The sequence below is a fragment of the Variovorax sp. TBS-050B genome (assembly GCF_029893635.1).
Taxonomy (GTDB): domain Bacteria; phylum Pseudomonadota; class Gammaproteobacteria; order Burkholderiales; family Burkholderiaceae_C; genus Variovorax.
In genome coordinates, this window is record NZ_JARXYR010000002.1 from 1,146,645 (window position 1) to 1,158,951 (window position 12,307).

At 70.1% G+C, this 12,307-nt stretch carries 8 protein-coding genes; 2 read left to right on the plus strand and 6 right to left on the minus strand.

The genetic code is table 11. The annotated features are described in order from the left end of the window. Positions 1-108 precede the first annotated feature (108 nt). Positions 109-1,299: a M48 family metallopeptidase gene (locus M2165_RS08475; RefSeq protein WP_280814217.1), complete on the minus strand. Its 1,191-nt coding sequence runs from the start codon at positions 1,297-1,299 to the stop codon at positions 109-111. Positions 1,300-1,511: 212 nt separating this feature from the next. On the opposite strand from M2165_RS08475, the gene M2165_RS08480 reads away from it, so the two are divergent. Beyond that, entirely contained in the window at positions 1,512-2,486 is a 975-nt protein-coding gene (locus M2165_RS08480; RefSeq protein ID WP_280814218.1) for a tripartite tricarboxylate transporter substrate-binding protein, read from the plus strand. 152 nt (positions 2,487-2,638) lie between these two features. On the opposite strand, the gene M2165_RS08485 is transcribed toward M2165_RS08480, so the two are convergent. Then, positions 2,639-4,765, minus strand: a complete 2,127-nt coding sequence (locus tag M2165_RS08485) for a PQQ-dependent dehydrogenase, methanol/ethanol family (protein WP_280814219.1) — start codon at positions 4,763-4,765, stop codon at positions 2,639-2,641. Positions 4,766-4,927: 162 nt separating this feature from the next. Between M2165_RS08485 and M2165_RS08490 the strand changes: the two genes are divergently transcribed. Then, positions 4,928-6,163 (plus strand): helix-turn-helix domain-containing protein, encoded by a 1,236-nt coding sequence (locus M2165_RS08490; RefSeq protein WP_280814220.1) that lies wholly within the window; start codon positions 4,928-4,930, stop codon positions 6,161-6,163. A 151-nt stretch (positions 6,164-6,314) separates the two neighbouring features. On the opposite strand, the gene M2165_RS08495 is transcribed toward M2165_RS08490, so the two are convergent. The 4 genes from M2165_RS08495 to M2165_RS08510 all read right to left on the minus strand — a co-directional run bounded on the left by M2165_RS08495 (position 6,315) and on the right by M2165_RS08510 (position 12,261). Beyond that, positions 6,315-8,798 (minus strand): membrane-bound PQQ-dependent dehydrogenase, glucose/quinate/shikimate family, encoded by a 2,484-nt coding sequence (locus M2165_RS08495; RefSeq protein WP_280814221.1) that lies wholly within the window; start codon positions 8,796-8,798, stop codon positions 6,315-6,317. A gap of 181 nt (positions 8,799-8,979) precedes the next feature. Then, on the minus strand, positions 8,980-10,137 hold the full coding sequence (locus M2165_RS08500; RefSeq protein WP_280814222.1) for an ROK family transcriptional regulator: 1,158 nt from the start codon (positions 10,135-10,137) through the stop codon (positions 8,980-8,982). Then, positions 10,134-10,907, minus strand: coding sequence for an ATP-binding cassette domain-containing protein (locus M2165_RS08505; protein WP_280814223.1), 774 nt, complete (start codon positions 10,905-10,907; stop codon positions 10,134-10,136). The genes M2165_RS08500 and M2165_RS08505 overlap by 4 nt, the downstream gene beginning before the upstream one ends. A gap of 163 nt (positions 10,908-11,070) precedes the next feature. Then, entirely contained in the window at positions 11,071-12,261 is a 1,191-nt protein-coding gene (locus M2165_RS08510) for an ABC transporter permease (RefSeq protein ID WP_280814224.1), read from the minus strand. Positions 12,262-12,307 lie beyond the last annotated feature (46 nt).

Genomic DNA, 12,307 nt, shown 5'->3' on the forward strand with positions numbered 1-12,307 from the left:
GACAAGGGGACCACGTCGGCGCGCCGCCCGCAAGCGCGCCATGGGCAAGCCCGCGCGGCGGGCTCGGGTTTGGGCCTTCGCCCCGGCCCGCTGGCGGGCCTTGCCCTGCTACTTGCGGCAGCTCGCCGGCAGCGCCTTCTGGGGCAGGTCGTCGCCGGCCACGCAGTGCCAGGCGATGCCGTCTTCGGTCGCCGAGGGCTCCATGCGCAACGTGCCGGTCGACTTGGGCAGCGTGATGTCGACCACCATCGAATCGGCATCGAGCGTGATCGCAGCGCCGCTCGGCAAGGTCTCGGCCAGGCCCGCGGTGGCGAGCGAGTCGGGAATCTCTTCCCTCTCCTTGTAGTAGTCCTCGAGCGCCATGCGCACCGGCGCGGCCTCGGCCCAGGCCGCCGAGACCGTCGTGCGCGCCTCGTACTCCTTGTAGGCCGGAAGGGCGACCGCGGCGAGCACGCCGATGACCGCCACGACCACCACCAGCGCCAGCGCGCCGCCGCCCGCGCGCCCGGTGTAGGGCACGAAGATCGCGAGCAGGTAGGCGAGCGGGTTGCGGCTGGGCAGCTTCGCGGCCGGATCGATCGCACGCGCCACGCGCTTGGTGAGCCAGGGATAGCCGGCCACGAGCTCGTGGAACGAGGCCCAGAAGCCGCTGTTGCCCGCCGACTGGTCGGCATAGCCCTGCAGGTTCACATGGCGCCACTGCTGCGCGCCGGCGGCCAGCGCCACGAGCGCGCGGGGTGCCGAGTCGGCCTGCAGGCAGCAGGCGGCGCCGTGCAGGTCGCAGGTGTATTCCTTGGCACGCGAATAGGCCGGGCCGAGCAGCGGCAGCCAGAGCACGGGCGCGCGCCAGATGTGGCCCGTGAGGTGGCCGCGGCGGATGTGGCCGAGCTCGTGGCCGATGTAGAAGCTGATGCCGTCGGGCTGGGCCTCCATCGCATCGACCACGTCGGACAGCAGCACGACGAAGTTGCGGCCGAAGAAGCGCGTGGCGAAGGCGTTGAAGATGCCGTCGCCGTGCAGCAGGTAGGCCTCGGGCGGCTGGGCGATGCCGAGCCGGGTGCAGCAGTCCAGGAAGCGCGCATGCAGCTCGGGCAGCTGCGTGGGCGAGAGCTTCACGGCCGTGCCCTTGATCCAGGCGATGACGGCCGACTGCGCGAACACGTAGCCGATGAAGCCGAGCAGCACGTAGACCAGTGCGATGCCGAAGGTGCCGAGCACCAGGATGGCCCAGGCCAGCAGGCCGAGCACGAGCGTGATGGTGCCGAGCGAACGCTCGCGCGGATAGACCCATGGATCCATGTGGAAATTCCTCCTCGAAAAGGCGGCAGGCGCCGCCGGTGTTGTGGTTTTTCTTCGCGCCCCTCCCCGGGCGCGTTTGGCAAGGCGCGCATCATGCCTGAGTAAAGTGCTCATTCGTGCACGGAACTAAGGGCTATTGGGGATGAGGCGCCCCACGGGCAGCCATTAAGATCGCGCCCGCTTTTCACCATCCAACCGTTTTGGGAGTTCACATGAAGAAATTGCTTGCATTCACGGCGATCGCCGCAGCGGCTGTCGGCGCCTACGCCCAGGATTTCCCCGCAGGCAAGACCGTCACGCTGGTCGTGCCGTTCTCGGCCGGCGGCCCGACCGACCGCGTCGCGCGCGACCTGGCCGAGTCGCTGCAGAAGACGCTCGGCACCACGATCGTGGTCGACAACACCGCCGGCGCCGGCAGCTCGATCGGCACCGCCAAGGTGGCGCGCGCCGCACCCGACGGCTACACGCTGCTGCTCAACCACATCGGCATGTCCACGATGCCGGCGCTCTACCGCAAGCTGCCGTTCAACGTCGAGACCGACTTCGAATACCTCGGCATGGTCAACGAAGTGCCGATGACGCTGATCGGCAAGCCCACGCTGCCGGCCAACAACTACAAGGAACTGACCGCCTGGATCGCGGCCAACAAGGGCAAGATCAACCTCGGCAACGCCGGCCTGGGCGCCGCCTCGCACCTGTGCGGCCTGCTGTTCCAGAGCGCGATGAAGACCGAGATGACGCCGGTGCCGTACAAGGGCACCGCGCCGGCCATCGCCGACCTGCTGGGCGGCCAGATCGACCTGCTGTGCGACCAGACCACCAACACCACCTCGCAGATCGAGGCCAAGAAGGTCAAGGCCTATGCCGTCACCACGAGCAAGCGCCTGAGCACGCCGGCCCTGAAGGACCTGCCCACGCTCGACGAGTCGGGCCTGAAGGGCTTCGAGGTCACGATCTGGCACGGCGTGTACGCGCCCAAGGGCACGCCGGCGCCGGTGCTGAAGAAGCTCAACGAGGCGATCGTGGCCGCCATGAAGGACCCGGGCTTCATCAAGCGCCAGGAAGGCCTGGGCGCGGTGATCACGACCGACAACCGCACGCAGCCGGCCGAGCACAAGAAGTTCGTCGCGGCCGAGATCGCCAAATGGGGCCCGATCATCAAGGCCGCCGGCGTCTACGCAGACTGATTGTTGCTCGCCCCCAGGCTGCGCGGCACTTCGTGTCCGCTTCGCCAACCCCCTACCGGGGGCAACACCAGCGGCCCGGCGAAGCCGGTTCCGCGGTGTTCCTGGATTGAAATGCAAGGCCGCCCTCTTTGGAGGGCGGCTTTTCTTTTGGGCTACTTCGGCCGTATCGCGTCGGCCGTGCCCTGGATGAAGGCCTTGATGCTCTCGATGTCGTCGGTGGAGAGCTTGCCGGTGAAGTCGGGCATGCCGCGCGACATGGCCGGACCCTTGAGCACGAACTTGTCGAGGTTCTCGATGTACGCGGCATCCATGTAGCCCAGGTTGGGGATGTTGCCGCCGCGGTCCACGCCCGGCACCCCGTGGCAGAACACGCAGTTGCTCACGTAGAGCATGGTGCCGGCCTGCACCTTGGCGGGGTCGTACTTCACGCCCTGCAGCAGCTTGCCCGCGCGGTACTGCACGAAGTCGGGCATCTTCGCGGTGCCGCCGATCGCGAAGGTGTAGACCGTGCCCGGGCCCTGGCGGTCGGTGGCACGCTGCGCGAGGCCGTAGACGCCGCCCCAGCCGACCGCGATCGACACGTACTGCTTGCCGTCGACCATGTAGGTCGAAGGCGCGGCGACCACGCCGGTGCCGGTGGGCGTCTCCCAGAGCTTCTCGCCCGTCTTCGCGTTGTAGGCCACGAGGCGGCCGTCGGCCGTGCCCTGGAACACCAGGTTGCCCGCGGTGGTGAGGGTGCCGCCGTTCCACGGCGAGACGTGGTCCACGCCCCAGGCCTCCTTCTGCTTCACCGGATCCCAGGCGACGAGGCGGCCGAAGGGCTTGGCCTTGGACGGCTCGGCGTTGAGGAACATGGCGGTGTTCCAGCCCAGCGCCGCATGCGGCCGGCCGGGCGCGTTCTGGTCGAACTTCCAGTCCTTGTCGTCCATCAGGTTGAGCGGGATGTGCTGCGCGGGAATGTAGGCGAGCCCGGTCTGCGGGTTGAACGACATCGAATGCCAGTTGTGCGCGCCGAAGGGCCCGGGAATGCTGTCGCCGGGCTTCTGGTTCTGCCGCGCGGCGGCCACTTCGAGCGGGCGGCCGCTGGCGTCGTAGCCGGTGGCCCAGTTGACCTCGACGAAGTTCTTCGCGGAGATGAACTTGCCGTTGGTGCGGTCGATGACGAAGAAGAAGCCGTTCTTCGGCGCATGCAGGATCACCTTGCGCTCCTTGCCGCCGATCTTGAGGTTGGCCAGGATCATGGGTTGCGTGGAGGTGTAGTCCCAGTTGTCGCCGGGCGTCTCCTGGTAGTGCCACACGTACTTGCCGGTGTCGGGGTCGAGCGCCACGATCGAACTGAGGTAGAGGTTGTCGCCGCCCTTGGGGCTGCGCTTGCTGTGCGCCCACGGCGAGCCGTTGCCGGTGCCGATGTACATCAGGTTGAGCTCGGGGTCGAAGGCCATGGTGTCCCAGGCGGTGCCGCCGCCGCCGGCCTCCCAGTACTTGCCCGAGGGGTCCCAGGTCTTCGCGGCGCGCGCCATCGACTCGTCCTCGAAGGGCTTGGACGGATCGCCCGGCACGGTGAACCAGCGCCACTTCTGCTCGCCCGTGGCGGCGTCGTAGGCCGTGACGTAGCCCCGCACGCCGTATTCGGCGCCACCGTTGCCGATGATGACCTTGCCCTTGAAGACGCGCGGCGCGCCGGTGATGGTGTAGGAGCCCTTCTGCCCCTCGATGGTGTTCTTCTCCCAGACCTTGCGGCCGGTGGCGGCGTCGAGCGCGATCAGCCGGCCGTCGTAGGCGCCGACGAAGACCTTGCCCTCGTGCAGCGCCACGCCGCGGTTGACCACGTCGCAGCAGCCGCGGAAGCCCTTCGAGCGGTCGACCTCGGGATCGAAGGTCCAGAGGCGCTGGCCGGTGCGCGTGTCGATGGCATGCACCACGCTCCATGAGGCGGTGACGTACATGATGCCGTCGACCACGAGCGGCGTGGCTTCGACGCCGCGCGTGGACTCGAGGTTGTACGACCACACCAGGCCCAGCTGCCTGACGTTGCCGGCGTTGACCTGGTCGAGCCGGCTGAAGCGCGTCTCGGCATGGTCGAGGCCGTAGCTCGGCCAGTCGGGCGTCTTCTTCTGCGCGGCATTGGCCTGGATGAAGCTGCCGTTCACGCGCTGTATCGCGGCCGCGGCGCGCTCCTGTGCCGAAGGCGTGCCCTGCTGGGCCAGGGCGGCCGATGCGGCGAAGAGGCACAGTGCGGCGCCCGCCAGCATGCGCAGGCCGGAGTGGATTCTTTTCATCGTGGGTCTCCTTTGTGCCGCAAGGATCGTTCGCGCGGCGCCCGCGTTCACCCTCGGGATTTCCCCAGTCCGGCGCTGTTCCATTGCGGAACACATTCGCAGGGGCGGCAGCCACGCGCACCGCCCTTTCCCGAACCCCGCGTCCGAGGAGCAGCGAACCGCATGGCTTTCGAGCGACTGGGCACGGCCGACGCGCCGCGCCAACTCTTCTCCAGCACCCCGGCGCAGCGCGTGGCGCTCGCGCGGCAGCAGTTCTTCGAGGAAGGCGTGCGCCCCTCGGGCCTGGTCGGCGAGGCGGTGATCCAGTCGTGGCTGCGCTGCACGCGCAACCACAGCGACCGGCGCCGCATCGTGCCCTTCGACGCGGTCACGCCGAGCCGCCTGCATGCCACGCTGGCACGCAACCGCGAACTGCTCGACGTCGCGCGGCAGGAACTCGCGAGCATGGAAAGCGCGCTCGCGGGCACCGACTGCCGCGTGATCCTGACCGACCGCGAAGGCGTGGTGGTGCACGTGACGCAGCAGCCGGCCGCGGCGCACCAGCCGGTGCTGCGCAAGACCGCGCGCGTGGGCGTGAACATCTCCGAGCGCATCGTCGGCACCACCGCGCCGGGCATCGTGGCGACCACCGGCCAGGCCTGCACGGTCGACGGCGCGGAGCACTACTTCGAGGTGCTGGGCCAGATGCAGTGCGCGGCGGCGCCGATCCGCGACGTGGCGGGCCGGCTCGCGGGCGTGCTCGACCTGACGGTGGAGGCGCGGCGCTTCGGCTTCGATGCGGCCTCGATGGTGGCGCTCTACGCCACCATCATCGAGAACCGGCTGCTGCAGGCGCAGTCGCGCGACCACCTGATCCTGCGCTTCCAGGCCAGCCCCAACCTGCTGGGCACGCCGATGGAGGCGCTGGCCGGCGTGGCGCCCGACGGCACCGTGGCCTGGCTCAACGGCGCCGGCGCGCGTCTGATCGGCCGCCTGCCCGAAGAAGCGGGCGAGCGCGACGTCGAAGCCATGCTCGGGCACGACCTCGCGAGCCTGCTGCGGCTGCAGCGGCGCGACGCGGCGCAGCCGCTGCGCCTGGCGAGCGGCCTGGGCGTGTGGGTGCAGGCGCACCTGAAGGCCGCCGACGGCACCGACTTCCGCCATGCGGTGGCGCTGCCGGGCGAGAGCGCGCCCGCGCTCGCGGCGCCCGCCGCAGTGGCGGACGACGCCGACCACGCCGCGAGGCAGCCATCGGCGTCACCGCACGCCGAGACGCTGCGCGAACACAGCCGCAAGCTCATCGAGGACACCCTCGCCGCGCACGGCGGCAACGTCTCGCAGGCCGCGCGGCAACTGCGCGTCTCGCGCGGCACGCTCTACCGCCGCCTGCGCGGCTGGCGGGACGAGGCGGCGGGTTGAAGGCTGCAAGAAAGCGGATTTCCATACGCGAAGAGCGCGAAGGTTCCGCGAAGGACGCCAAAGAACAGCCAAGAAAATTTTTGATTGGATTCCTTTCGCGTCCTTCGCGAAACCTTCGCGTCCTCTGCGTCCGGCTGTCCGATCCCGCATTTCAGCGCCTCGGCAATGCGTACGCGATCACGCTGTCCCCCGTCTTCGTGCCCAGCGAGCCGTGCCCGCCCGCGGCCACCACCACGTACTGGCGGCCGTCGCTGCCGCGGTAGGTCATCGGCGTGGCCTGGCCGCCCGCGGGCAGGCGGCTGCGCCAGAGTTCCTTGCCGTTGCTCACGTCGTAGGCGCGCAGGTAGTAGTCGAGCGTGCCCGAGAGAAAGGCCACGCCGCCGGCCGTCATCATCGGCCCGCCGAGGCTGGGCACGCCCATCTTGAAGGGCAGCGGCAGCGGCGAGCTGTCGCGCACGGTGCCGTTCTTGTGCTTCCACACCACGCGGCCGGTGCGCAGGTCGGCGCCGGCCACGTAGCCCCAGGGCGGCGCCTGGCAGGGCAGCCCGAGGACCGAGGTGAAGGCGCTGAGCTTCACCGCGAACGGCGCGCCGAAGTTCTCGTTGAGCGCGGGCAGGCTGTCGTTGGGCCGGTCCTTGCCCTGCACGTAGAGCGTGGTGTCGTCGGCGCGCGGGATCAGCTTCGACACGAAGGCGAGCGAGGCCGGCGTGGTGAAGGCCAGCTGCCGCTGCGGATCGACCGCGATGCCGCCCCAGTTGAAGACGCCGAAGTTGCCCGGATGGATCAGCGAGCCCTGCGTCGACGGCGGCGTGAAGCGGCCCTCGTAGCGCAGCCGATGGAAGGCGATGCGGCAGGCGAGCTGGTCGAACACCGTGCCGCCCCACATGTCGGCCGGCGTGAGCGCGGGCGGATCGAAGGAGAGGTCCGACACCGGCTGCGTGAGCGAGGCATGGTCGCCCTCGGCCGCGTCCTGCGGCGCGGGGCGCTCGTGCACCTTCACCACCGGCTTACCGTCGCGCCGGTCGAGCACGAAGAGCTCGCCCTGCTTGGTGGGCTGCACCAGCGCGGGCACGGTCTCGTTGCCGACGCGCAGGTCGATCAGCGTGGGCTGCGATGGCACGTCGTAGTCCCAGAGATCGTGGTGCACGGTCTGGAAGCTCCAGCGCACGCGCCCCGTGGCGAGGTCGAGCGCCACCACCGAGGACGAGTAGCGCTCGGCCCCTTCGCTGCGCCTGCCGCCCCACTGGTCGGGCGGCTGGTTGCCGATGGGCACGTAGACCATGCCGAGCGACTCGTCCACGCTCGAGATCGACCAGCTGTTGGGCGAGTTGGGGGTGTAGGTGGCGTCGGGCGCGATCGGCGCGGTCTGCTCGGGGTTGCCCGCGTCCCAGTTCCAGACCAGCGCGCCGGTGTCGATGTCGAAGGCGCGGATCACGCCCGAGGTCTCCTGGGTCGAGACGTTGTCGAGCACCGTGCCGCCGACGATGACGAGCGAGCGCGTCACCACCACCGGCGAGGTCGAGTAGTACGAGCCGGGCTTGACGTTGGGCATGTTCTTCCAGAGGTCGATCTGCCCGGTGCCGCCGCCGAAGCGCATGCAGGGCTTGCCGTTCTCGGGGTTGAGCGCGATCACGCGGCCGTCGGCCGTGGGCATGAAGAGCTTGGCGTCGCAGTCGCCGGCCGCAGCGGGTGCGGCGGGTGCGCCTGCAGGCGTGGGCGTGGGCGCGGGCGTGCTCGTGGGCGCCGGCCGCACCGCACTGCCCGGGTCGTACGACAGACCGCGGCAGGTCAGGTGCTGCAGCGCGAGCGGGCGCTTGATCTCCGGCGTGTAGCGCCAGAGCTGCGCGCCGGTGGTCGCATTGAGCGCCACCACCGACTGGTGCGGCGTGCAGAGAAAGAGCCGCTCGCCGATCTTCAGCGGCGTCACCTCGAAGGTGGTCTCTTCCGGATCGCCGGGCTGGCCGCGCACGTCGCCAGTGCGGAAGTGCCATGCCTCCTGCAGCTGGCCGACGTTGGCCGGCGTGATCTGGTCGAGCGCCGAATAGCGCTGGCCCATGGCGTTGCCGCCGTAGGCGGTCCAGTCGTCGGCGGCGGGCGCGGGGCTGCCCGCGGCCGCTGCTGCCGGCGCGGCCGGTGGCGTGGCCGTGCCTTCGATGCGGTGCGGCTGGCGCATCAGCGAGACCGCGGCGGCCACCAGGAAGGCCAGCAGCACCACGCCGAGGAAGCCGCGCGCGGGCGCGATGCCCGCGGCGCGCCGGCGGCCGAGCGCGCGCGCGACCGCGGGCAGCAGCAGGAACGCGCCGATGACGAAGAACACATCGCCGCGTGCCGCGAGCGGCCACCAGTCGAAGCCCACTTCCCACAGCGCCCAGGCGAGCGTGAATGCCACCACCAGCGCGTACACCCACAGACCCGCGCCGCCGCCGCGCGGCAGCAGCACGGCGGCCGCGAGCAGGCCCACGCCCGCGACGAGGTAGTACCACGAGCCGCCGAGCGTGACGAGCCATGCGCCCGCCGCGGCCAGCCCCAGGCCCGCGAGGCCGATGACCAGTGCCGTGACGACGATCAGCGTCGACGGCCGGGGCAGGGGCGAACGGGCGGAAGGCGCGCTGGGATGGACGGCAGGTTCGGTCATGGCGATGGGGCTCCGGAGGCAGGATGACGACGGGTCCTCCAAGCTAGGCCAAAGCCCCGGGTCGTGTCCGTAGGCGGATCGCGCAAGTGGCCGTGTGGCCCGGCATGCATCGGGCCGTGCGGCGCGCGTCTTTAGGCCCTACGTATTCGTGCGCACGCCGTGCATGCCGCGCACGCTCCGCTCAGGCCGGTGCGGCGATGCGCTCGGCGCGCGCACGCCGCGTGCGCGCATCGGGCTGCAGCGGCCGCAGGTACTCGTGCAGGGCGAGTGCCGCGGCGCCCACGGCCGGCGCGAGCTCGCCGTAGCGCGCGATGCGCAACTCGGGCGCGGGCATGCCGGCCGCTTCGGCATGGCGCTTCACATGGGCGAACGCCACCCGGGCGAGGCGCTCGTCGCCGATGCACGACTTGCCGCCGAGCACGATCGCGCGCGGATCGAAGGTGACCCAGAGGTTCTGCAGCAGCACGCCGAGGAAGGCCGCCGCCTGCGCCGCGCCCGGCGCTTCGCGCGCGAGCGCGTGCGAGCCGAAGAAGGCTTCCGCGCAGCCGCGCCGGCCGCACGAGCAGACGGGGCCGTCGGGCTGCAGGATGGTGTGGCCGATCTCGCCGGCCATGCCCTGCGCGCCCGTGAACAGCCGGTCGTTGAGCACCACGCCCGCGCCCACGCCGACGTCGCAGCTCACGAAGATCAGCGGCTCGCCGCCGTCGCCGCCGCCGCAGAACTCGTACTCGCCGAGCGCGGCGGCATCGGCATCGTTCTGCAGCTGCACGGTCACGCGCGGCAGCCGAGCGGCCGCGAAGGCCTTCTCGAGCGCGGGCAGCAGGCTCACGTTGCGCCAGCCGAGGTTGGGCGCGAAGCGGACCACGCCGGTGCAGTCGTCCACTGCGCCGGGCACGCCCACGCCGATGCTCGACAACTGCAGGCCGGCGCGCCGCAGCTGCCGCTGCGCCGCCGCGGCCATGCGCGCCACCTGCGCGCACACGCCGGCCGGCGCACGGTCGTCCAGCGCATGCGTCTCGGCATGGAGCACCTCGCCCTGCAGCGACACGCAGGCGAGCCGCACCGTCTCCACAGCGATCTCCACGCCCATCAGCGCACGCACGCCGACGTTGATCCGTAGCGGCGTCGAAGGCCGGCCGAGCCCGTCGGCCACCGTGGCGCCGGCTTCGCTGAGCCAGTCTTCGTCGATCAGCTCGCGCACCAGCAGGCTGACGGTTGACTTGGTGAGGCCGCTCGCGCTCGCGAGCCGCGCGCGCGACAGCCCGGGCTGCGCGCGCAGCAGCCGCAGCAGCACGCTGCGGTTCATGCGCTTGAGCAGCTGCTGGTCGCCGGTGGTCAACGGTGGGCCTGTTCCTTTCCCTCGGGCCGCTTGCCGGCGATGATCATGCCGAGCACCTCGTCCTCGGTGACGTCCGCGGTGCGGTAGGTGCCGACCAGCCGGCCGTTCTTCATGACCGCGACGCGGTCGCTGAGCGCGAACACGTCGGGCATGTCGTGCGTGATCAGGAAGATGCCGACGCCGTCGGCCTTGAGCTGCTTCACCAGGCCGCCGACCATCGCGGTCTCCTCGGGCCCGAGCGCGGCGCAGGGCTCGTCCATGATCAGGATGCGCGCGTTGAAGTACAGCGCCCGCGAGATCGCCACCACCTGCCGCTGCCCGCCCGAGAGGCGCCGCACGGGGATGCGGATGTTGGTGAAGTTCCTGTTCAGGCGCTGGAACACCTTGCGCGCCTCGACCTCCATGAAGTGGTCGTCGAGCGTGTTCCAGCGCGTCATCTTCTCGCGGCCGAGGAACAGGTTCGACACCGCATCGAGGTTGTCGGCCAGCGCGAGCGTCTGGTAGATGGTCTCGATGCCGAGCGCCTGCGCCTCCGACGGCGTGCGGATGTGCACCGGGTCGCCCGCGATCAGCGTCTCGCCCGAATCGACCGGGTAGGCGCCCGCGAGCATCTTCATGAGCGTGGACTTGCCCGCGCCGTTGTGGCCGAGCAGCGCCACCACTTCGCCCGGATGCAGGTTCACGCTCACGCCGTCCACGGCCTTCACGCCGCCGAAGGCCTTGCGGATCTCGCGCAATTCGACGAGGGGTTGGAGTGTGTCTGTGGTCATGTCGGTTGCAGAGGGAAGTGGGATCGGACAGCCGAACGCAGAAGAAATACAAAAGTTGCGCAGAAGTCGCAGAAGAGAAATTCAAAAATTTGGGTCTTCCTTTCTGCGACTTCTGCGAAACCTTTGCGACTTCTGCGTTCGGCCGTCCGATCCCGGTCCCATCTCAGCTCTCCCCGAACTTGCGGCGGTAGAGCACGTCGAAGACCACCGCCACGATCAGCACCTGGCCGATGATGACCATGCGCTTGCCGATCGGCACGTCGAGCAGCAGCATGCCGCTGTCGAGCGACTGCATGATCAGTGCGCCCAGCACCGAGCCGAAGATCGAGCCCGTGCCGCCCGCGAGCGCGGTGCCGCCGATCACCGCCGCGGCGATCACGTAGAGCTCCATGCCGGTGCCGAGCGAATTGGTGCCGGCGTTGAGCCGCGCGATCGATACGATCGCCGCCACCGTGACCAGCACCGCGAGCAGGGCGAACAGCATCAGCGTGACCCGCTTGACCGGAATGCCCACCAGCGCCGCCGCATCGGGGTTGCCGCCCATCGCGAACACGTAGCGGCCGAAGCGCGTGCGGTGCACGATGAACGACAGCGCGATCGCCACCACGGCCCAGATCAGCACCGGAATCGGCAGGCCCTGCGGCGCGTCCTTGGAGGCGATCTGGTAGCTGTTCATCACCGCGGCGAAGACGAACACCACGGCCGCGGGCACCGCCGTCAGCAGCAGCTCGGCCCAGAGCGGCTCGTTGGGCATGCCGTGGTGCGCACGCGCGCGGCGCTTCTGCAGCATGCGCACGAACAGCACCAGCGCCACGAAGGCCGCAAGCGCCCAGGTCGCGGTGGTGCCGATGCCGCCGTCGTAGCCGCCGCCCAGGCGCTGGAAGAACTCGTCGTTCACCGGCTGCGTCTTGCCGTCGGCCACCAGGAAGGCCGCGCCGCGGAACGACATCAGCCCGCCGAGCGTGACCACGAACGACGGCACGCCGAGCATCGCGGTGAGCCAGCCCTGGTAGACCGACACCAGCAGCGCGACCGCCAGGCCCGCGAGGCAGGCGGTGGGCCACGACCAGCCCGAGGTGTACTGCAGGTAGGCGATCAGCACGCCGACGAAGCCCATCACCGAGCCCACCGACAGGTCGATGTGGCGCGCCACGATGACCAGCACCATCACCGTCGACACGATGCCCACCACCGCCGTCTGCTGCGCAACGTTGTAGAGGTTCTCGGGCGACAGGAACACGCCGCCCGACATGACGTTGAAGACCACGCCCATCGCGACCAGCAGCACGCTCATCAGCAGAAGGCGCAGGTCGATGCCCGCGCGGCGCCACCAGCCGGGTGTTGGATTGCTCATGCTCGGAACTTCCTCGAAAGAACACGGGGTGCGCGGCACCGCCGGC

Excerpts from the sequence above, each read along its gene's own strand:
- M2165_RS08495 (WP_280814221.1), bottom strand. The coding sequence starts at position 8,798 with ATGACCGAACCTGCCGTCCATCCCAGCGCGCCTTCCGCCCGTTCGCCC.
- M2165_RS08490 (WP_280814220.1), top strand. The coding sequence starts at position 4,928 with ATGGCTTTCGAGCGACTGGGCACGGCCGACGCGCCGCGCCAACTCTTC.
- M2165_RS08510 (WP_280814224.1), bottom strand. The coding sequence starts at position 12,261 with ATGAGCAATCCAACACCCGGCTGGTGGCGCCGCGCGGGCATCGACCTG.
- M2165_RS08485 (WP_280814219.1), bottom strand. The coding sequence starts at position 4,765 with ATGAAAAGAATCCACTCCGGCCTGCGCATGCTGGCGGGCGCCGCACTG.
- M2165_RS08475 (WP_280814217.1), bottom strand. The coding sequence starts at position 1,299 with ATGGATCCATGGGTCTATCCGCGCGAGCGTTCGCTCGGCACCATCACG.
- M2165_RS08480 (WP_280814218.1), top strand. The coding sequence starts at position 1,512 with ATGAAGAAATTGCTTGCATTCACGGCGATCGCCGCAGCGGCTGTCGGC.
- M2165_RS08505 (WP_280814223.1), bottom strand. The coding sequence starts at position 10,907 with ATGACCACAGACACACTCCAACCCCTCGTCGAATTGCGCGAGATCCGC.